The sequence below is a fragment of the Taibaiella lutea genome (genome assembly GCF_008629695.1).
Lineage (GTDB): Bacteria > Bacteroidota > Bacteroidia > Chitinophagales > Chitinophagaceae > Taibaiella > Taibaiella lutea.
The window spans coordinates 322,181-343,948 of sequence record NZ_VWSH01000004.1 but is presented as its reverse complement, the minus strand read 5'-3'; the positions used below and the strand labels follow the sequence as shown (position 1 = coordinate 343,948).

Genomic DNA, 21,768 nt, shown 5'->3' with positions numbered 1-21,768 from the left:
AACTTGTTGATTGTATAATCATAAAATAGTTTATCATGAAATTACATTTCAGTATTCTTTCTTTAATTTTCATCAACATCCTTTTCTTTTCGTTTAAGAAAGACAATACTTACAAGATTGATTTGACCAAATCGGGAATGACCTGGCGAATGCCTATTACGGGCGGCGAACATAACGGCACTATTAAAATCAATAGCGGCTATCTTGTCTATGATGGCAATGCAATCAAGGCAGGGACTTTTACTATTGACCTTAATACAGTTAAGGATCTTGATCTTGAAAAAGAAAAGCAGCCAAAGATTGAAGCACATATCAAATCTGAAGATTTTTTTGAAACGGCGAAATATCCTTATGCAACTTTTGTTATTGACAAGATTGAAAAAAAAGAAGACAATGAATTAATGGCTTACGGTAAATTGACCATTAAGAATATTACAAAACCAATTTCCTTTCCTGTAAAATTCAAAGAATCCAATAACGTATTATATGTTACTGCAGATAAAATAAAAATTAACAGAAAGCAATATGGCATTGAAATTAAGAACAAGGGATTTAAAGGTGGCTTGAAAGAAATGGTTATAAACGACGCGTTTAATGTGAGCTTTTCAATTGCATTGCACCCATAATTGATAAATGAAAAGAGGAAACCGATAAGGTTTCCTCTTTTCATTTATAAGAATGACATTATGATACTCTATTTTTATCCTTCGCCTTCAAAACAAAATAAATGGGAATGCCTATTAAAACTATAATTAATCCCGGCCATGTGAATTGAGGTTTGAACCATATCAGCAAGGCACAAAAACTGATGCCAAGTATGATATATAATGCAGGTAATAACGGATATCCGAAAGCGCGGTAAGGCCTGTCAGCATTTGGCAATCTTTTTCTTAAAATGAAAATCCCTCCGATTGTCAGCACATAGAAGATAACAACCACAAATGAAATCATATCCAGTAAATCGCCGTACTTTCCACTTAAACACAAAATAGCAGCTACAAGGCATTGAGCCCATAGCGCCCATTCAGGAACCCCATGTTTATTTAATTTCCCGGCATTTTTAAAGAACAATCCATCCTGCGCCATAGTGTAATACACACGCGAACCGGCTAATATCAAGCCATTGTTACAGCCAAAAGTAGAAACCATAATCATTATGGCGATCAAAGCCGTACCCATGGCGCCGAAGATAGAAGTGGCTGCCGCAACCGCTACCCTATCCTTTGCAGCATGAGCTATTTCATCCATCGGCAAAACAGCCAGATAAACAAGATTGGCAGAAACATAAATAATAGTAACAATCAATGTTCCAAGAAATAAACTAAGGCCAATATTACGTTGTGGATTTTTCATTTCTCCTGCAATGAAGGTAACATTGTTCCATGCATCGCTGCTGAACACGGAACCTACCATTGCCGCTGCAATACCGCCCAGTAAAGCGGTTCCGGCAATCGGGGTTACACTGAATCCCGCATCGGGATTACAATTATCAATCAGCGAAGCCTTGGTTGCGGTCCAGGCATCCAGCCAGTTTGCATGCCATACTTCAGGTTTGAACATCACAAAACCTGCAATGATTAAACCAAAAAGCGATAATAATTTCGTGGAAGTAAAAATATTTTGGATCCATTTGCCCCCTTTTACGCCTTTGGTATTGGAGAAAGTAAGCAAAGCAATGATCCCGATAGACATAACCTGTGCCGCACTGATGGAAAAATAGGTCGGGTTATTACAACTATCCATTCCGGTTTGCATTTTCCAAAGCTTATTATCTTCACTCAAGGCAGGAATAAGATAAGCTGCAAATTTAGAAAAAGCTACACCCACGGCAGCTATAGTACCTGTTTGTATAACTGCAAAGAAGCTCCAGCCATATAAAAAGGCAATCAGTTTATTATAGGACTCTTTGAGATAAACGTATTGCCCGCCTGCTTTGGGGTACATGCCGCTCAATTCCCCATAGCTGATAGCAGCAGTCATGGTCATTAAACCTGTCAAAACCCAGACAAGAATAAGCCAGCCCGCACTGCCTACATTACGTGTTATATCAGCGCTTACAATAAATATGCCGGAACCAATCATGGAGCCAACCACTAACAAAACGCCGTCAACAAGTCGTAACGATCTTTGAAAATGTCCTTGTTCCTCTGTTTCAATAATCGGTTGGTTTGTTGCCATCGGTTTTGATTTATTTTGTCTCAATATCCGAAAAAAACATTTTATAATGAAACGGCGGTATAAAAAAAGGTTCACTGCCCTTACAAGCAACGAACCTTTGAATCTACACATACAAACCTACAACACATAAAACTGTTTGGCCTCCACCACCCTTTCGGCAGAATGGCTAAGGCTATGCTGATTTATTACCTGATGCAAATCACGTTCAATCGTTTCGGCGATTGTAGTAATAGGCGTATCGGTAGGCTTATTTTCAAAAGGATCCTGAAGATGAATAGACATTTTTTCTATCAGCCAAAAGCAAGAAGCAATCAGCGTAACCAAAGGAATCATCAGCCATCCGAAAATTGCTATTAATGCAAATGGCAATAACATAATGAACAGGTTCATGGACAGATGGAGATATAAGCCGTATGTAGACGGGAATACAGTGTTCTTAATACGCTCACATTTCCCCATATGATCTGAAAATTTATTGAGCGTATTATCCATCTGAATATGCTGGAAGGTATTTATCCAGCCATTATCCAGCGCATATTTAAGGTCCCGTGCCTGCAATTCTAATATTCCCATAGCCGAATTACTGTAACGGCTTATAAATTCAATATCCTGCTTGCTCATCCATTTTCCTAAATCACGCTCATTCTTTCTTTGGCGCAAGGCACGACCTAACGCAAAAGACCATGCCACCTGACGGTTGATTAAGATATTTTCAAAAGCAGCGATTTCTTTATCATTGTAAGGGTTGTCAATAAAGCTTACTACTTGTCTTGCCCATGAACGGGAATCATTTACAATAGCACCCCAGATAATGCGGGCTTCCCACCAGCGATCGTAAGCCTGGTTAGCCCTGAATGCAAGCAGCAATGAAATAACTGTTCCAAGAATCATTGGCACCGAGATAGGGATAGACACATTTAACCTGAAAGTAAAATGTATTGCAGCAATGAATGTAACATATAGCGCGATCATAATGGCTTCTTTCCTGATACTGCCAAACATGTATCTGAACGGAATTTTATTCTTAAGTAACATAGTTTATTGGATTAGATGGTTAAATGGATAATAACGATGCCTTCGATTCTGATAAAATGCTTTTTGGCATAGGCAGCTCACTCAGAGAATGGTATTGAACCGGTACAAATTTTTGCCGCCATACTTCAAATGGATCGCGGCTGTCGCCACTGCAACGCTCAAATTTGTAATTGAGCGGCAACATAATCGCATCAATCTTTCTGGCTTCCAGGAAGTTCTTTTTATAAGAATTCGTTTGGCCGAAATAGAATTCTATATGAATACCTTTCAGGGCACTGCAATATTTGTTTCTGAGCATTTCACATGCATCTAAAAAGCTATCGGAATACATGAAGTTTGCTTTGGAACGTTTTTTGAAAAATAATAGTCCTGAAATGGAGGAGTCCGGCTCTAAAGCATGTATCAGGTATATTTTCAGTGGTTCGCCTTTGAATTGTTCTACTGCGGCGTTGATTAACTTTAATGACTTGATTGTAAAATCGGTTGGAATGAGGATATTTTTCATTGTTTGCATTTTTAGTTTTTGATTAATGCAAAACTCCGTCACCGCTATTAGGATGGTCTAATAACTGCTTAAAAATCCGATAAGAAAGAAATTAGAAATAGGTTAGAAGATTAGAAGAAGATTAGAAACGGCTTGCCGCAGGCAAATAAAGCTCCACCAGAGTGCCTTCATTCACTACGGAGCTTACTTTAAGCTCGCCTTTGTGTATGCGTACAATATTCCTTGCCAGAGGAAGGCCAATGCCATAACCCTTTATTTTGCCGGTGTTGGAAGCTCTGAAAAAAGGATCATATATGTATTGAATATCAGAGGCAGGAATGCCGATGCCTTTATCCTGAATTAATAGTACTACGTGCTGGTTCGTTGCTCCAATGCCTACTTTTACTTCGTCGTTGTTGGAATATTTACAGGCATTCAGCATTATATTAGTAAGCGCAAGCGTCAATAAGCTTTCATTGCCTTTTATTTTTAAAAGCTGTTCATCTTCGGGCATTAAGGAATAATCAATGTGGATTTTATTATCAGGATAAATCCGGTCAACAGCGCTTTTGGCATTTACAACCAATTCATCTGTTCGTAACAGAACCATTTGCTGCTTTTTGCCGTCAAATCCGGTCTGGGCAAGATTTAATAAACTCTGAATAATTGCTTTAAGCCGCTCGGCATCCTGCAAAACGATAAGCATTGCCTGCCGGTATTCTTCAGGATTTCTTTCCTTGCTTAACGCAAGTTCTGCTTCACCGATAATGGAAGTAAGTGGTGTACTCAATTCATGAGATGCGTTGCTGACAAAGTTATTTTGTGACTCGAAAGACGTTTCCAGCCTGTCAAGCATGTTGTTAAATGTATGTGCCAAATCACCTACTTCATCTTTATTTGTATTCTCACTCAAACGAAGATGCAGGTTTTCGGTATTAATTTCTTTTACCCTTTGGGTCATTTTTCTGATGGGTAAGAAAATTTGCTTGGAGAATAAAAAACCAAGGAAAAAGGTCAGGCCGATGGTAAGTAAAAAACCAAGTAACAATATCAGCTTGAGGTTAATCAACTGATTTTTAATATATTCATTTTGCGCAGCTACAATAACGACAATCTTCTTTCGTCCTTGCTTGTGAAGAATACCGGCATAGTAAGTATCCTTGCTTTTGTAAGACGCGTTGTTATATATTTTAAGATTTTCGTAAAATTCTCCCGGTAAATTTAATGCAGGTATGGAGTAACTGTTTTCATCTCTGATTTCCTGAAAATACTCCTTCTCAAAAGGAAGCTTTTCAAGGTATTCATTCCTTAGATTTTTTATTAAGTAACTGGATGCTGCAGATTGAGGAAAGTTAGCATGCGCTACCATTACAGCCCGTATGTCCAGTCTTTTATAAAAATCTTCGGAAGACAAACGTTCAGCAAAAAAATAAATCAATAGGCTGAACAAAAGAAAAGTTGCAGCCGTCAGTAAAGTGTACCACAGCGTAATCTTCAATTGTATTTTCAGCCCTTTCAACAAATGATTTTATGATTTTAAAATGTAACCCATCCCCACAACTGTCTGAATCAATTTAGGTTCAAAATCCTTGTCAATTTTCTTACGCAGGTAATTAATATAAACATCCACCACATTGGTACTCATATTGAAAGTCACACCCCATACGTATTCCAGAATGTCCATGCGCGACAATACTTTGGCCTGGTTTCGCAATAGATATTCCAATAAGCGAAACTCTGTTGCGGTTAAAACAATCTCTTTTCCTGCCCTTGCAGTGATTTTGGTATCAATGTCCATTGACAAGTCTGCACAAATCAAAGTATTGGAAGCATTCGGAACAAGAGTATTGTTATTATTTCTTCTTAGTAAATTACGGATCCGGGCCTGCAATTCAGCAAGCTTAAACGGCTTTACCAGATAATCATCGGCGCCACTGTCCAGGCCGGTTACAATATTTTCGGTAGAGCCTAAGGCAGTCAGCATCAGGATAGGCAACGGATTATTACCTGCACGCAATTGTTTACAGATTTCAATGCCGTTTATGCCAGGCAACATCAAGTCAACGATAAGCAAATCAAAAGCATGCGTTACTGCCATGTCAAGGCCTATTGCGCCATCCATGGCGACAGACACATCATAACCATCTTCTTCCAGTCCGCGTTTCAGCAGATTGACTACATTGGCTTCATCTTCGATTATCAGTATTTTCTTCATAGAAAGGCTATGTTAGCTTACTTCTACAATAAGAAATTTAAGGTATTGTGTATTAGGTACATTCCAAAGTATAGGATGGTCGGCTGCCTGTGTTTGCCAGCTAACCTGCCTGATGGTTTTACGGGCATCTTTGGCGGCCATTTCAATTGTCTTTAAGAATAAATCAGGAGGAACCAGATTGGTACAGGAAGCAGTTACTAAAAAGCCGCCGGGCTTTAAAAGTTTCATGCCCCTGAGATTTATCTCTTTATAACCTGTAACCGCTTTGTCAATACTACCGCGGCTTTTGGTAAAAGCCGGAGGGTCAAGGATAACGGTATCATACCTGCGGCCTTCTTTCACCCATAATTTAAGGACGTCAAAAGCATTCACATTTTGGAATTTACAGATGTCCTGATATCCGTTTAATTCGGCATTACGTTCTGCAGTTTTAATTGCAAAATCTGAAATATCCAGACCCAGAACACTCTTCGCTCCATACTTTGCGGCATGCATTGAAAAAGTTCCTGTATAGCAAAATGCTTCCAATACATCGGCGCCTTCTACAACCTGTCCGATGGCACGACGGTTGTCCTGCTGATCTAAAAAATATCCTGTTTTCTGTCCGTTCACCAAATCTACGTGAAACTTCAGGCCATTTTCGTTGATAATAATATTCGTATCAAAAGGCTCAGACAAGAAACCTTTTATTTGTTGCATTCCTTCCAGTTCACGTACCGGAACATCATTCCGTTCGTAAATACCTTTTGGTCTGAAAATAGTATTCAAAGCATTCACTATAGCGCCTTTCCAACGCTCAATACCCAATGATAATGTTTGAATAACAAGATAATCATTAAATTTATCAATCACCAATGCCGGTAATTCATCTGCTTCCCCAAAAATCAATCTGCAATTTTCGATATAACCCAGTTTCTTTCTGTAATTCCAGGCTTTCAGAATTTTATTATAAAAGAACTCATCATTAATTTGTTCCTGTTGGTTACGTGTAAGCAAACGGACTTTAATCTGAGATGCAGGATTGATATATCCACGGCCTACAAAAGAGCCATTTGAGGAGAACACATCTACAATATCTCCAGGTTCATACGCACCATCCTCATCTCCAATTTCATTTCCGAAAATCCATGGATGTCCGTCTGCAATTCTGCTACTGATTTTTTTCCTCAAAAATATTTTTGCCATGCGGCAAAGATAGTCTTTCAGGCATCAAAGAACAATACGGTATTTCCGGATATCCTTCAGGCAAAATTAAATGCAATCTTTTTCAGTAAAGCTAAAAATCTAAAGCGTTCCTATAATATCAATTTTATCGGAACGGGAAAGGCCGCCCGGATTACATCCTGGTTTACCTTCGGGAATTTGCTTATTTAATTTCTTAAAATAATCAATCCATACCGGAAAAAACTCTTTCGAGCTGGGTTGTTTATAGGTCATTGGATATAAGGTGAAAAATGGCCTGTTATGATTAGCAAATTTGTAAGCATCGTAAATAAGCTCGGAGCAGTAATATTTTCCGTTATCATAAATGAACTCATCATCATAAGGGATGCCGTTTTGTTTTTCTGCAAATAATCCGGCACTTGCAATAAGCTCTTTGTATCTGGCTTTTACACGGCCGACATACATTTTGTTGGTACTCCGTTTCGAAAAATCAGCTATAGATGTATAATGAACACCTTTGCCAATTGCTTCGATGACGACTAATGAATCTCCCTGTTTACACACCATTGCAACATGAGAAAAATCCTGGCCCTGAACGCCTTCGGTAACTGCTTCAATAGCATCACACATCGGCCCGCAATCAAGGTTTTGAAAAATAAGGTCGCCGGGCTTTAAATCACTTTTATGAAGAGTTTGAGCGGTAGAACTGAAACTAAATAATAGGCATAATAATATCAATCTTGTCATTAGAATCTATATTGGTTGAGGTTTGACAACTTTCAAAAAGACGTCAAATCTAAGAATGTGATAATTAAAAATATCGTTTCATAATTTCATCCACCTTTTTCTCTACATTGACATCGGGGATTAAAGGCGGTGCATGGTGCGGTTTAATCCTTGCGTCGATTACCAAGGGGCCTTTGCATCCCCAATGCTTATGTTCTGTGAAACTATCAATGCCATAAATATCATGAGACGGATTGCAACGTGTAAATGCAGCCCAGAGGAAATTCTGAATATTGGCTGACATAAAATCGCTGTCATCACAAAGAATCAGCATTGGAAAGGTGTTCCAGTCGAAAGATGTTTTGGCATTCATGATTGTTTCATTCAGCTGCTTCATTTCATAATCTGTCTTCTCATAACTCTCAAATTTATTTCCCTGAAAAGCCAGAATACCGGGCATAATTATCCTTGCATTGTAAAGTTTCAAAACTTCAGGAATAGTTGTGGACAGGTTTCTCAATGGGTTGCCATAAGCCGCAAAAACCACCTTACTTCCCGTATTCAATCCTGTACCTGAATAATCTAAAGTGTCGATTGTAGTATTTGTATAAAAATGAATGTCGCGTTTCAAATCAATACGTTCCAATATATACTGCAGAAACAGGGCTTCGTTATGAGAATCTAAAGTATTTCCATCTTCAGCAGTTATAAATAAAAACTTTGCTAAACTTAACTGGCCCGTTCCCAAAATGCGATTGGAAAGCGTAAGAATCTCAGCGGGCTGTTTATTATCAAGATAAGGTGTGTAACGTTCACTGCCAATGGCAAACAACAAAGGATGAACGCCTGCGGCATCTACGGCATGTACTTCTTTCACACCCGGAATTTCCTGTTTAATAGCGTCGCCGGTCAATTCATGAATCAAAGCACCAAAAGCAGTATCCTCTTGCGGCGGACGGCCAACAACCGTAAAATTCCAAATGGCGTTTTTGCGCGCATACACTTTATGAACCCTCATTAAAGGGAAGGGATGTTTCAAGCTATAGTAGCCCAAATGATCTCCGAACGGACCTTCCGGTTTATTTTCATGCGGATATACTTCTCCTGTTATTATAAAATCGGCATCATTGCTTATTGCAAACCCATCTTTATAACTATACCGAAACCTTCGACCGGCAAGCATACCGGCAAATGTCATTTCACTTAATCCCTCGGGCAAAGGCATCACTGCTGCCAGAGTATGTGCAGGATGGCCGCCGACAAAGCAGCTTACTTTTAAAGGAATGCCTTTATTATTGGCTTTGGACTGATGTACGCCGATGCCACGGTGTATCTGATAGTGTAAACCGATTTCTTTGTTTAATTCATAATCATTTCCGGTAAGCTGGATACGGTACATACCCAGATTGGAATTCATAATACCTGGCTTATCTGCATCTTCGGTATATACTTGTGGCAAAGTGACAAAAGCGCCGCCATCCATTGGCCAGTGATGGATCAATGGTAAATCTGTAATATTGATTTCTTCAAAATCGCTTGCAGGAAAAGAAGTCTTTTTAGGTAATGCTTTTAACGCAGCAAGCCCCGTTCCGATATTGCTGAAAGGCTTTTTCAACGCGGCCACGGGGTCATTCCGGAGTGCAATGATTTTCTCCACATCATTCCAGGTATCTCTGAAAATAAAGCGGCTGCGTTCTACCGTTCCAAAAATATTGGAAGCGGCACGAAACTTAGAACCTTTTACTTTCTCAAATAATAAAGCCGGCCCTTTTGCAGCATGAACACGCATATGTATGGCGGCCATTTCGAGGTAAGGATCTACTTCTTCTTTGATTCGTATTAAATGACCATTCTGCTCAAGATCTTTTAAACAAGCTTCTAAATTACGGTACATATCGGGTGTAAAATTTGAATTCTGGAGTTTGGGTTTTCGCTTCCGGCTATTTCACAGGTTCCACTTTATAACCTTTCTTTTTCAAGAGTGCAATAACACCTTTATCACCCCAAAGATGGCCTGCGCCAACAGCTATAAAAGTTGACTGAGCATTTGCCAATGTTTCAATTTCCGAAATCCATTTTGTATTCCTATCATATAGCAAAGTATTTAGATCGCCTTTATAGTCAGGTGTTTCCAGTAATATATTATATAATGAGGGTAAATTTTGTTGTTTATAAAAATCAACCATTTGCTGATACTGAATTTTAAAGGCGTTCATGTCTTTTATCATCTCTACAACGGTATGGCCTATCGAATCATCGGACATATTGTTGATAACAGCCAGTTGCTCTTCAACCGTTTCCAAACCAACAATTTCTTTATTGCTTTGCAGCGCGAGTTTCATTATATTACCTTCATAGGATTCGGGTATGCTGCAGCTCAACATTTTCATATACAACATACTCAATAATGAAAACGGTTCCTGTGTATCAATCATTTCAACAGGGATGCCGTTGTCTTTTGCATATTCAGTCAATTGCTTATACTCATCTTCCGTATAAAGTTCTTTACTGTTTTTACCGTCGTGCAGCTGCATTCCTTGTGTGATTTTAGTTAATAAATCGGGATCATCCATATCCATTTCAAATGCAACTTTTACGCTTGAATCCAAGGCCTTTTGCATGATAGGCGTCCATACATAATCATTGTGACAAATCAGGTGTATGGTACCAAAAAGATAAGATGGCTGCTTAATGTCTTTACCTGAAATCTTCCATAATAAAGAGTTGTTATTTTGTGCAAATGTTGCAACGGCGCTTAATAACAGCGAACATAACAGTGTGATTTTTCTATACATAGATGATAGTTTTTAGGAAGTGGTTTATGATAAAATTTATCCATGTCCTATCAAAGTTAGCATTGCAAAGCCAATACCTAAAAGAATGGCGCTCCATTTTTTCCAATTCATATCATGCGACCTTGTACCGCTTTCAAAGAATATAGTTGTAGAGATATGAATAAAGGAACCTGCAATAACGGGAATACAAAGGGGCACTATCGTTGCAAATGAATCAGATAAGCTTCCCAGTTCATGTGTAACCAAGCCCGAAACCGGTGTAAGCAATGCGAATAACACGAGCAATGACCATGCTTTTCGTTTAGAGGAATGATGGTCTGATATAATCAAGGAAACAATCAGCATTGCTTCCGGTATTTTATGAAAAGCGATGGCTGTAAATAAGGACGGTAATGTGTTTGGATCTGTGTAATGCATTCCTAAAGGCAATCCTTCAGACAAAGCATGAAAGCCCAAACCGGCAAAGATGGGCCATATGGAAACATGATGATGATCTCCCAAATGATGATGTCCATGTTCTACACCGTGTGTAAAACGCTGGATGGCTTGCTGCAAAAAGAAACCTAAGAGAACATACAAACCTGCTTTATGGCCTGTGGTTTCAAAAATTTCAGGCAGTAGGTGAAGCAATGTTACACCTAAAAGAAAAGAACCGGAAAAGGCAAGCAGATAATTCATCTTTTGTTCGTTCCAATTACGATTCCAAAGCGGAAAACTTCCGCCTGCCATTGTGATTAAAAACAAAAGAATACTATATATAACAAGCATGTATCAGAAAAAATAGACTGCAAAGCTATTGTAATTCCGTCAGAAACGCAACATTGTTGCATTTAATTTTGTACTTTTGAACCATGACATCGGTTGAGGAAATTTTACAACAGCATAATTTAAAAAACACCAGAATCAGGCAGGCAGTGCTAAGCCTTTTAATAGATGCAGACGAAGGATTATCGCATCAGGATTTGTCAAAATCGCTGGATATGGATTTTGACAGGGTTACGCTATTCCGCACATTGCATGCCTTTGAAGAAAGTGGTATTCTGCACAAAATCATTGACCCGAACGGAACAGCAAAGTATGCTTATACATTGCCGGATAAAGATAAAAATAAACACAGCCACGCACACTTTATATGTTTAAATTGCGGTCAGGTTGTATGCCTTGATGAAACCTTTTTACTAAATGAAATCAAGGTTCCCAAAGGGTTCATAAAACAGACAATTGACGTGCAGGTAAAAGGCATTTGTGTAAAGTGTAATTAAGATATCAGGTTTAGACGACAGATAATATCTAACATCGAAAAATCCAAAAGAATATGGCAATGTTGAGTATCGGCGATTCGCTGAATAGTTTTTTAAAGAGCGCAAAATGGCAAGCCAAAATCAATGAGATCCGTATTAAAGCGGAATGGGAAAAGATTATGGGGGCTACAATTGCGCGTTATACCCGCGAGGTAAAACTTAAAGACGGTATCCTGATTATTGCTACGGATGTTGCACCATTGAAGCAAGAGCTTCAGTTTGGCAAAGAGCAGGTTATCAAAAATGTCAATGAGTATTTTAAGGATACTGTCGTTAAAGAAGTTGTGATAAAATAACTAAGGTAATCTCCTGAAAACAGTCAGGCTCAACAAAATCTCCAATACCAAAGCAACTACTCCGGTAAAGGCAAACCAAAAGAAAAGTTCAGCATAATGTTTGTACGCATTTACCTGTACGCTTGTCTTTTCTAACTTGTCGATAGACTGATATATACTTTCCAGTTTTGAGTTACCAGTTGCGCGGAAATACTGGCCGCCGGTTTCATTGGCAATTTTTTTCAACAATGGTTCATCTATCTGCACCGGAACCATCTCTTTCTTTTCTCCGAAAGGTGTGGGAATCGGCATCAGTGCCTGTCCGATAGTTCCAATTCCGATGGTATAAACTTTGATATGATATGCCTTGGCAATCTCCAAAGCCAGTTCCGGGCCTACTTTTCCTAAGTTATTAATACCGTCCGTCATCAAAATGATGACCTTACTTTTCCCCTTGGAATCTCTTAATCTGTTTACTGCAGTAGCGAGTCCGTCACCAATAGCAGTGCCATCTTGCAACATACCGCTTTTAACCGCGGTAATTTGTTCTTTTAAAACATTGTGATCAATCGTGATAGGGCATTGTGTAAAACTTTCACCTGAAAATATTACCAAACCTATCCTGTCTGTTGCACGGGCATCAACAAATTTTATGGCGTTGTCTTTGGCTGCGTCTAATCTGTTCGGCTTAAAATCCTCCGCCAGCATACTTCCCGAAATATCCATGCTCAACACAATGTCAATCCCTTCACTGTCAATAGATTCGCTGACATTTGTTTTCTGAGGTCTTGCCAATGCAATTACAAAAGCGATGAAAGCGATACTGCGCAATACATTTAAAAGAGGCCGCCACTTTACTTTCCAGGATTTACCGATACCTTTTATACCTTCAGTTGTAGAAATGCGAAAAACAACAGAACGCTGTTTCTGTTCCCTGTAGAAATACCAAAGGATTAACGGCAAAAGTAATAGCAACAACAGGAAATAAGGTTGCGCCAATAGGATATGATACCGTTCCAAAAACTTCATCATTGTGCGCCCTCCTCTTCTTTAAACTGCGTACGACGCACCACTTCTGTCGCTGCATTATAACATGCCTCATATTCATCGGGCAACGGATTTGCCTTTGCAAACTTCGCAAGATCGGATGTTCTTAATATCAGTTTCAACTCAGGACGTACTTTCCTTAATTCTGCTTTACTATCTGTTTGCTTTTTCAGTAATGACAACAATTCGTCTGTCGTTTGCTCCATAGCAGTGATGCTGAATCTTTCTTCCAGATAAGTCCTGATTATATCACTTATTTCAGTAAAATATTCCTTGCTGCGTCCTTGTTGCATGTATTGTTTCCCTTTCAATTCGTTCAATAAGCGCAGTGCCTTTTCATGTGCTTTTTCCGGCGGAGCTTTTGTTATTTTTGAAGGAATGGCAGTCTTTTTATTTTTTACAAAATAGAAAATAAGGAATACAATAAAACCAATAAGAATTAAGCCCGCCAGTATCTGCATCCAGTATTCCCAGATAGAAAATTTAACCTCTTCTATTTCTTTAATCGGCTTGAATGCTTTGGTAGTATCTACTGCTACTGTTTGCACCTCAATAGGAATAGAATCTGTAAATAACTCCTGAGTCCGGCCATTTGAAGTAACCTGAAATCTGAAAGCAGGTATGTAGTATTTGCCGGAATCAAAGCCGGTAACCAATAATCTTTGTTTTAAAGAAAATGTATTGCCTGAAATAACAGTATCAATCTTTCCTTTTTCCACAATTTCCAAACCATGAATGCTGTCAGGCATTTGTGCCCACCGTATTTTATCTGATTTGGAATCAGGCTTAACTTCCAGAAAAAGCCTGACCTGATCACCAATCACAATTTTACGTTCATCAGTGAAAGCTTTTACAGAAGGGCTTTGTGCATTAGCATTCCGAAAAGAAGCTACAGACAAACCGATACAAACAAGAAGAAAGAATTTATTTTTTAAGTTCATTAATTATTTCAATCCGGATTAAATTTCAATAATGTTTGCTGTTGGTGAAAATAACACTCAAACGGCGAAGGACAAAACAATTATCTGTTTACAAAGAATCCTTGTAAGGCCTTTACATAGTTTTCATCAGTACGTACAGACATCAACGATGACCCACTCTTCCTGAATGCGTTAATGCTATATTTCTGATGTTCATCAAATGCAGTTTCATAACGCTTTCTAACCATTTTATCGCTTGTATCCAACCATTGCACATGTTTGGTTTCGCTGTCCTGAACATGTACCAGACCTACATCAGGCAGCGTCCTGTCACCTTTATCATACACCTGGATGCCTACTAAATCATGGCGTCGTGCGGAAAGCTTTAGCGGGTCTTCATATGGTGTGCTGATAAAATCGCTCAACAAAAATGCAATAGTTCTTTTCTTGGAGGCATTATTAAAGAAACGCAGACACTCGCCGATATTGGTATTGTTCTTGTTACCCGGTTCAATAGTAATCAACTCCCTGATAATGCGCAATACATGCGACTTTCCTTTCTTTGGCGGAATATATTTATCAACTTTATCACTGAAAAATATAACACCAACCTTATCATTATTCGTAGTTGCAGAAAAAGAAAGTACGGCCGCAATTTCCGTAATCAAATCTCTTTTCAATTGTGTATCTGTACCAAATAAAGAGCTACTGCTGATATCTATTAAAAGCATAACAGTCAGTTCTCTTTCCTCTTCAAACACTTTGATAAACGGAGAAGAGAAACGGGCAGTAACATTCCAGTCAATAGCACGGACATCATCGCCATGGCTGTATTCACGCACCTCACTGAACGACATGCCTCTTCCTTTAAACGCAGAATGGTATTCACCGGAAAAGATATGATTACTCAGGCCTCTGGTCTTAATTTCAATGCGTCGAACGCGCTTTAATATCTCGGCTGTCGTCATTTTTAATTAAAAAATAGATTTTATATGTCAGACATCAGATTTCAGACATGAAATATCAGAGGAATTTTATCTGATATCTACATTCTGAAACCCCATGCTCTAAACTATGGCACTTCAACAGCGTTCAATATTTCGTTGATAATTTGCTCACTTGTAATATTTTCAGCTTCAGCTTCATAAGTAAGGCCGATTCTATGACGTAATACATCATGACATACTGCTCTGATATCTTCAGGAATTACATAACCACGTCGTTTAATAAATGCGTATGCCTTCGCTGCGTGGGCCAGACTGATGCTTGCCCTTGGCGAACCACCGTAAGCAATCAATGGTTTTAATTTGCCCAATTTATATTCTTCAGGGAAACGGGTTGCGAACACGATATCCAGAATGTATTGTTCAATTTTCTCATCCATATAAACTTCACGAACCAAATGACGTGCATTCAGTATATCTTGTGAAGACACTACAGGATTGATTTTTGCAGCACCATTAGGGTTTAAGTTCTGACGGATGATAAATTTTTCTTCCTCTTTTTTAGGATAAGAAATAACCACTTTTAATAAAAACCTGTCTACCTGTGCTTCCGGCAATGCATAAGTACCTTCCTGTTCAATTGGATTCTGAGTGGCCAATACAAGAAATGGCTCTTCTAATTTGTAAGTACTGTCTCCTATGGTAACTTGCTTCTCCTGCATGGCTTCCAACAGCGCACTTTGTACTTTTGCAGGGGCACGGTTAATTTCATCTGCAAGGATGAAATTGGCAAATATAGGCCCGCGGCGTACTTCAAACTTATGTTCCTGCGGATTATAAATCATGGTACCCACAACATCGGCAGGTAATAAATCAGGTGTAAACTGAATACGGCTGAATTTACCGCTTATAGCTGATGACAAGGATTTAATAGCAAGCGTTTTTGCCAGGCCCGGCACACCTTCCAATAATATATGCCCTTGTGTAAGAAGTCCTATTAAAAGGCGCTCTACCATGTGCTTTTGCCCGACAAGCGTTTTATTCAGTTCCATTGTCAGCAAATCAATAAAAGCACTTTGCTGATGAATACGGTCGTTCAGTTCGCGAATGTCAACTGAAGAAGAAAGAGGTTGTTCCAAATTTTGATTCATAAAACTTTTAGAAAAAAATTAAAATCAACACAAATGCGCTGCGCATTTGCGAAAATGTTTAAAGCTGTAAAAAGCGTGTAAATATAATGAATCTATAGCTTGATTTTTGGATTATACAAATATCAGATTTGAAATGTAAAACAAAACGAAAAAATAAAATTACGGCGTTAAATGAGGGTTAAAGTACTATTTTCAACTATCAATATTGCATTTGATGCATTTCTTCATCAAAGTTCAGGTATGGAAATTTTCCTTTTAATGAAACTATTTTTTGTTTAACTCCTTCCTGAAACCGTTGGTGTGCACTTGTTTCTTTAAACCTTGGTCTGTGATTTAATGCAGTAATTATATCTTCAATTTGTCTTGATAAATTAATATCCGTATCGTTAAAATAAGTTTTCACAAATTGCTCCCAGACAAACTGTGTTGCCTGATGGTTGGGATGTACCATATCCTGTTCAAAAAAACGATAATCGCGCAATACATCATTAACGATTTCAAATGCCGGAAAGTATTGCAGATGCTCCTTTTTATCAGCCAAACGATAAATCAGTTCGAATAATCTTGCTTTACTCAGGTTGTTTTCAGCAAGCCCGTCCCTGTAATGCCTTACCGGACTTATCGTGAAAATAATTTTAAGATTAGGATTAAAGACTTTTAATTTATCCAATGTTTGTTGCCATCGCTGCTGCATTTCATCAATATCCAGCATTCGTTTTTCAAACCAGTTTCCCGGCGCTTTATGGCAATTCCCTACCCCGATTATATCATTTGAGGCAGACAAAAAATACTGATAAGAAGAGCCAAATGTTATAATCAACCAATCAGCTTGTTTCAGAAAATTATTGCCCTTTTTAATAGAACGATTCATTTCGGAAAGGACTACATCTTTGTCTGTACCGGAAAACCGGGAATGAAAATCCCAATGGTTCCATATTTCATTATGCTGGAATAACTCGTTGGCATTATATTCCTTGTTATCCATACAGGCTTCCAGACAATTTGCAATGCTCATCGGATTAAATAAAATGCCTTGCGGATTCATGCAAATATTCATTTTTGCTCCCGACATTTTGCTCCCGATATTTTCAGTAAAGCAGGAACCGCAAAGCATTACAGCATCCGAATGACATATGTCGGACAGAGACCGTTTTATATTGAAGGATAATTGAAATTGCATCTTGCCGGAATTATTACATTAGTCTTCTCTCACAAAAACAGCTTGTCTTGCAGCTTTCAGGGAAGGGTACCATGCTGCCAGAAAGCCTACCACTGCGGTATTAGCCAAAACCAACATTATATCTGTGATTTGCAAAGAAACAGGATAAGAATCTATAATGAAACCTTCCGGTAAAGGAAACCAGCCAAAATACATCTGGCTCAGGCAAACCAAAGAGCCAAAAACAATACCGATAATGCCACCGACAATTGCCTGTAAAATGCCTTCATAAAGAAATACGGCCCGAATCATGTTTTTGTCAGCACCCATAGAACGCAGGATGACAATATCATTTTTCTTTTCCAAAACTACCATGGATAAAGAGCCTATCATATTGAAAGCTGCTATCAGCAACACCATAAGAAGGATTACATACACCGCCCATTTTTCGCCATGCATAATCATGAAAAAGGTTTTATTCTGTTCAAACCTGTTTTCGATATTTACTTTTGAGCCAAAAATCTTTTCAAGCCCTTCTTTAACAGCATCCTCATCTTTCTGGCTATTCAGTTTTATTTCGACAGATGAAATCTGATTCACCTTGTTGAATAAATATTGAGCGGCATTCAGCGGCACTAATACGTACTGATCATCAAACTCAACCTGAATTTTGAATGTTCCTTTGGGCTTAACGACAATATTATTCATTACCTCCTCCGGATTCTCTGTAATGCTGGCTCCTGCTTTCGGATAAAATACCTTCACTCCTGAAAAAGCGTTATTGATATCGATACCTAAAGCGGCCTCAACGCCCAGTCCTATAAGCGACGGAGTATAGCCACCACTGTTCTCCCAGGTAGCCTTACCGTCTATCATAAATGTATCCAGCCCGCAAACATCAAACCAGGCATCATCCACACCTTTTAATGTACCTACCTTTTGTTCTTTATTTCCTTCAAACAAAACCATGTCTTCAATACTGTATGCGGCATGTCTGATTCCTGAAATTTTACTGATTTCGTTTTTCTGTGCATCTGAAACCTGAAAGAATTTCCCTTTGACAGACGAAACCTTTATTTCAGGATAAAAAGCAGCATACATGTCTTTAACTGTGCCTTCCAGCCCATTAAAAACGGAGAAAAGGATAACCATTGCCGCAGATGAAACAGCAATGGCAACAATACTAATCCACGAAATTATATTAATGGCCTGTGCCGATTTTTTTCCACGAAAATATCGCCAGGCAATTTTGAAGGCAGGATTCATTATGTTTTATGAAGGTGAACAGTGATTTTCAAATTGAGTTTACTGTTCATTCTTTATTTTATTCAACAAATCTTCAATCTTGGAAACATGGTCTAATGTGTCGTCTTCAAAAAACTGCAATTCAGGAATGCGGCGTAACTGATGACGCAGCTTATTACCAAGGTCCCTGCGAAGTTCTCCCATTTTTTCCTTAATCAGACTCATGACTGCTTTTGTATCTGTGATTTTAAAAAAGCTGAGGTGAATACGCGCTTCCAGAAGATCGGGCGTAACCATTATTTTTGAGATGGAAACCATTCCACCTTGTATCATATTTAAACCATGTTTCTGAAAAATCGGTGTTATTTCCTCCTGAATCAATCTTGCTACTTGCTTCTGACGTTTGCTTTCTTCCATAAAAAATATTTGAAGCGCTAAAATTACGCTTTTATAACCTCAAAGAAAAAGATGTAACAAAGGAATATTTCCTTAACTTTGACCATAATATATTATTGAATTTAGAAATGAAAAAAACGCTTTTATACACGGCCGCGGCCTCTATGCTTTTTGCAGCATCCTGTAAAGAAACACTACAACCTATTGTTGTGGGTAGTTCATCTCAGGATACATTCCTTACCTATACAGAGCCTGTTGAACCTGCAGAAGCAAGGCGTATTTATATAGAAGAACTGACCGGAGTTACCTGCGTTAACTGTCCTGCGGGAGCTGAAGAGCTTCATACCCTAAGTACTGTAAATTATCCCAACCAATTAAGCATTATTGCTTTTCATGCAGGTACAAGTTTTACCGCTCCTATTGGAGACATAACCAAACAAGAAACCAGCAAACAAGACTTCAGAACGACAGACGGTGACCAAATATGGCAAAACGTCTGGGGCCCGGGCGATGCAAAGCCATGCACCGTCATAGATAGAATTAAAGGCCTTACAACAGTAAATAATGATGCAAACAGAATGTATAATAACGGAAAAGGAACATGGGAACCTGCTATTGAAAAAGATAAAACCCTATATCCTGCTACTCCTGTTAATATGTACATCACTTCTACTTTTAACAGTGAAAAAAGCAGGTATGATATTGTAGTCAAAGTAAAATATACAGAAGCAGTCACTAAAGCAAGTGCATTGCATGTCTTCCTTTCTCAGGATAGCATTGTGGATGCGCAGTTATTGCCTGGTGAGCATAATGTTAAAAATGACTATGTGTTCAATCATGTATTCCGTAAGGCTTTAACCAATGCAGTAACAGGTAAAATAATTTTACCTGATATGGCAACAAAAAATGCAGGTTTAGTCTATGAGTACAGAACCTCCGTTACAATTGATCCTAATGATGCGGTTCAAAAATATTGGAATGCTGACCAAATGCATGTTACAGCCTTCGTTGCTGTTGCTGACAACTCGGCCGACATCCATGTTATGCAGGTAAAAGATACAAAGCTTAAAGGTGAATAATACAGAGAAGTCAATATAAAAGAAGCCATTGCACATCGCAATGGCTTCTTTTATATTGTACAATAGCAATACTAATTTTTCATCTTTTCTTTGACCAAAAAACGACATCACATTATATTCAATGGAATATTAAAAACATCAAAAATCGCACTTTTAACGGTTTAAAGATTAAAAATGTATTAATGGAATATCCCTTAACTTTGATTGTAATATATTATTGAATTAAAAAAATGAAAAAAACACTTTTATACATTGGCCTGGCTTCAATGCTTTTTGCATCCTGTAAAGAAACTTTGGCACCAATTGGTGTGACAACAGATGATGGTAACAGTTCGGACACATCTTATTACGAAGCGCCTGATACCATGGTTGTACAGCAAAGACGGATATATGTTGAAGAATTAACAGGCGCCCAGTGCCCTAATTGTCCTGACGGAGCAGAAGAATTACATAAATTAAATACAACTACTTATCCCGGTGAATTAAGCATTATTGCTTTTCACACAGCAATAACCGGAACTTTTTGTATCCCTATTGATGGGGTCAGCAAGCAAGATTTCAGAACAGATGACGGTAAACGTATATTTACAGAAGTATGGGGCACAAGCGAAGGAAAACCTTCTGCTATCTTTGATCGTGCCCCACTTAGTGTTGGCAGCAATCCCAACAAACTTTATAATGAAGGAAAGGGTGGCTGGAGTGCTGCAATTATAGCAGACAAAGATAAATACAAAACGACTCCTGTAAACATATATCTATCCTCTACATTCAATAGTGAAAAAAACAGGTATGATATTGTAGCCAAAGTGAAATATACGGAGGCTGTTACGGAGCAGAATGCGTTACATATCTTCCTTTCGCAAGACAGTATCATTGACGCTCAGTTATTTCCGGGGGGACACAACGTAGATACAAATTATGTGTTTAATCACGTGTTTCGTAAAGCCTTGACAGATCCGGTTAAAGGCAAACTTATTTCATCTACAAAATCAGCAGGTTGGGTTTATGAATACAAAACATCTATTGTTATTGATCCTGCAAGTGATGCTTCACAAAAATATTGGGTTGCAAAAGACATGCATGTTACAGCGTTTGTTGCTGTTGCGGACAATTCAGCCGATATTCATGTTATGCAAGTACAGGATGCAAAACTGAAAGGTGAATAGTATTATAATTGAAAATCCCATTGCAAGAGCAATAGGATTTTTATAAGTAAGAAGCTAAATCAGTAATCAATAAAAGAACTGGAAAAATAAGATTAATCATATAAAAGAAGAGAGTCCATTGCTTATCGCAATGGACTCTCTTTATGTCATTAAATACGTAGAATAATTAGTAAGATACCGATTCAGCTCCTTCTAATAAAACAGTTGTTTTATTGTTCAATGTTTCTACGAACCCGCCGGTAATGTTGTAAACTTCCGTGCTTGCTTTATCTTTTAAAATCTTCATAGAACCTTTGCCTAATGCTGCTACCATAGGTGCGTGGTTCTGAAGAATTTCAAAAGAACCTTGTACGCCCGGTAACTGAACGCCATAGACATTGCCACTGAAAACTTTATGCTCGGGTGTTAATATTTCTAATTGCATTTTGTTTAATTTGATGATTGATGATTAGCCGATTTGATGATTTTTGATTTGATGAAATAAATCA

The 21,768-nt window shown here is 38.3% G+C and carries 23 protein-coding genes; 5 read left to right on the top strand and 18 right to left on the bottom strand.

Going from position 1 to position 21,768, the window contains the following annotated elements:
• Nucleotides 1–35 precede the first annotated feature (35 nt).
• The gene (locus tag F0919_RS16395) at nt 36–626 is read left to right on the top strand and encodes a YceI family protein (protein ID WP_150033872.1); all 591 of its coding nucleotides are present in this window, start codon (nt 36–38) and stop codon (nt 624–626) included.
• A 58-nt stretch (nt 627–684) separates the two neighbouring features.
• Here F0919_RS16395 and F0919_RS16390 read toward each other — a convergent pair whose 3' ends face one another.
• The 10 genes from F0919_RS16390 to F0919_RS16345 all read right to left on the bottom strand — a co-directional run bounded on the left by F0919_RS16390 (nt 685) and on the right by F0919_RS16345 (nt 11,365).
• Nucleotides 685–2,178, bottom strand: a complete 1,494-nt coding sequence (locus F0919_RS16390) for an APC family permease (RefSeq protein WP_190277419.1) — start codon at nt 2,176–2,178, stop codon at nt 685–687.
• 117 nt (nt 2,179–2,295) lie between these two features.
• Nucleotides 2,296–3,213: a bestrophin family protein gene (locus tag F0919_RS16385; protein ID WP_150033871.1), complete on the bottom strand. Its 918-nt coding sequence runs from the start codon at nt 3,211–3,213 to the stop codon at nt 2,296–2,298.
• A 19-nt stretch (nt 3,214–3,232) separates the two neighbouring features.
• Nucleotides 3,233–3,718, bottom strand: coding sequence for a hypothetical protein (locus F0919_RS16380; protein WP_150033870.1), 486 nt, complete (start codon nt 3,716–3,718; stop codon nt 3,233–3,235).
• A 121-nt stretch (nt 3,719–3,839) separates the two neighbouring features.
• Nucleotides 3,840–5,216: a HAMP domain-containing sensor histidine kinase gene (locus F0919_RS16375; RefSeq protein WP_216629443.1), complete on the bottom strand. Its 1,377-nt coding sequence runs from the start codon at nt 5,214–5,216 to the stop codon at nt 3,840–3,842.
• Between the two features lie 9 nt (nt 5,217–5,225).
• On the bottom strand, nt 5,226–5,912 hold the full coding sequence (locus tag F0919_RS16370; protein ID WP_150033869.1) for a response regulator transcription factor: 687 nt from the start codon (nt 5,910–5,912) through the stop codon (nt 5,226–5,228).
• A gap of 12 nt (nt 5,913–5,924) precedes the next feature.
• A complete protein-coding gene (locus F0919_RS16365) occupies nt 5,925–7,097 on the bottom strand; it encodes a class I SAM-dependent rRNA methyltransferase (RefSeq protein WP_150033868.1) in 1,173 nt (390 codons plus the stop codon).
• A gap of 99 nt (nt 7,098–7,196) precedes the next feature.
• Nucleotides 7,197–7,823 (bottom strand): YiiX/YebB-like N1pC/P60 family cysteine hydrolase, encoded by a 627-nt coding sequence (locus F0919_RS16360; protein WP_150033867.1) that lies wholly within the window; start codon nt 7,821–7,823, stop codon nt 7,197–7,199.
• Between the two features lie 64 nt (nt 7,824–7,887).
• Nucleotides 7,888–9,696: a UbiD family decarboxylase gene (locus F0919_RS16355; protein WP_150033866.1), complete on the bottom strand. Its 1,809-nt coding sequence runs from the start codon at nt 9,694–9,696 to the stop codon at nt 7,888–7,890.
• 46 nt (nt 9,697–9,742) lie between these two features.
• On the bottom strand, nt 9,743–10,597 hold the full coding sequence (locus F0919_RS16350; protein ID WP_150033865.1) for a TraB/GumN family protein: 855 nt from the start codon (nt 10,595–10,597) through the stop codon (nt 9,743–9,745).
• Nucleotides 10,598–10,633: 36 nt separating this feature from the next.
• Nucleotides 10,634–11,365, bottom strand: coding sequence for a ZIP family metal transporter (locus tag F0919_RS16345; protein ID WP_150033864.1), 732 nt, complete (start codon nt 11,363–11,365; stop codon nt 10,634–10,636).
• Nucleotides 11,366–11,448: 83 nt separating this feature from the next.
• Between F0919_RS16345 and F0919_RS16340 the strand changes: the two genes are divergently transcribed.
• Both F0919_RS16340 and F0919_RS16335 read left to right on the top strand, forming a co-directional pair.
• A complete protein-coding gene (locus tag F0919_RS16340; protein WP_150033863.1) occupies nt 11,449–11,859 on the top strand; it encodes a Fur family transcriptional regulator in 411 nt (136 codons plus the stop codon).
• Nucleotides 11,860–11,912: 53 nt separating this feature from the next.
• Nucleotides 11,913–12,194 (top strand): DUF721 domain-containing protein, encoded by a 282-nt coding sequence (locus F0919_RS16335; protein ID WP_150033862.1) that lies wholly within the window; start codon nt 11,913–11,915, stop codon nt 12,192–12,194.
• Here the strand turns inward: F0919_RS16335 and F0919_RS16330 are convergent, their stop codons facing one another.
• The 7 genes from F0919_RS16330 to rbfA form a co-directional block, all read right to left on the bottom strand.
• Entirely contained in the window at nt 12,195–13,205 is a 1,011-nt protein-coding gene (locus tag F0919_RS16330) for a vWA domain-containing protein (RefSeq protein ID WP_235903535.1), read from the bottom strand.
• On the bottom strand, nt 13,202–14,161 hold the full coding sequence (locus tag F0919_RS16325) for a hypothetical protein (protein WP_150033861.1): 960 nt from the start codon (nt 14,159–14,161) through the stop codon (nt 13,202–13,204). The genes F0919_RS16330 and F0919_RS16325 overlap by 4 nt, the downstream gene beginning before the upstream one ends.
• A gap of 80 nt (nt 14,162–14,241) precedes the next feature.
• Nucleotides 14,242–15,108 (bottom strand): DUF58 domain-containing protein, encoded by an 867-nt coding sequence (locus F0919_RS16320; protein ID WP_150033860.1) that lies wholly within the window; start codon nt 15,106–15,108, stop codon nt 14,242–14,244.
• Between the two features lie 104 nt (nt 15,109–15,212).
• A complete protein-coding gene (locus F0919_RS16315) occupies nt 15,213–16,235 on the bottom strand; it encodes an AAA family ATPase (RefSeq protein ID WP_150033859.1) in 1,023 nt (340 codons plus the stop codon).
• Between the two features lie 199 nt (nt 16,236–16,434).
• Complete coding sequence (locus F0919_RS16310; protein WP_262713958.1) at nt 16,435–17,349, bottom strand: GSCFA domain-containing protein; 915 nt, start codon at nt 17,347–17,349, stop codon at nt 16,435–16,437.
• Nucleotides 17,350–17,433: 84 nt separating this feature from the next.
• On the bottom strand, nt 17,434–18,660 hold the full coding sequence (locus F0919_RS16305; protein WP_150033857.1) for an FtsX-like permease family protein: 1,227 nt from the start codon (nt 18,658–18,660) through the stop codon (nt 17,434–17,436).
• A gap of 39 nt (nt 18,661–18,699) precedes the next feature.
• A complete protein-coding gene (gene rbfA / locus F0919_RS16300; protein ID WP_150033856.1) occupies nt 18,700–19,056 on the bottom strand; it encodes a 30S ribosome-binding factor RbfA in 357 nt (118 codons plus the stop codon).
• Between the two features lie 107 nt (nt 19,057–19,163).
• Between rbfA and F0919_RS16295 the strand changes: the two genes are divergently transcribed.
• Nucleotides 19,164–20,114: an Omp28-related outer membrane protein gene (locus tag F0919_RS16295; RefSeq protein WP_150033855.1), complete on the top strand. Its 951-nt coding sequence runs from the start codon at nt 19,164–19,166 to the stop codon at nt 20,112–20,114.
• A 230-nt stretch (nt 20,115–20,344) separates the two neighbouring features.
• On the top strand, nt 20,345–21,280 hold the full coding sequence (locus tag F0919_RS16290) for an Omp28-related outer membrane protein (RefSeq protein ID WP_150033854.1): 936 nt from the start codon (nt 20,345–20,347) through the stop codon (nt 21,278–21,280).
• 166 nt (nt 21,281–21,446) lie between these two features.
• Here the strand turns inward: F0919_RS16290 and atpC are convergent, their stop codons facing one another.
• Nucleotides 21,447–21,704: an ATP synthase F1 subunit epsilon gene (gene atpC / locus F0919_RS16285; RefSeq protein WP_150033853.1), complete on the bottom strand. Its 258-nt coding sequence runs from the start codon at nt 21,702–21,704 to the stop codon at nt 21,447–21,449.
• Nucleotides 21,705–21,768 lie beyond the last annotated feature (64 nt).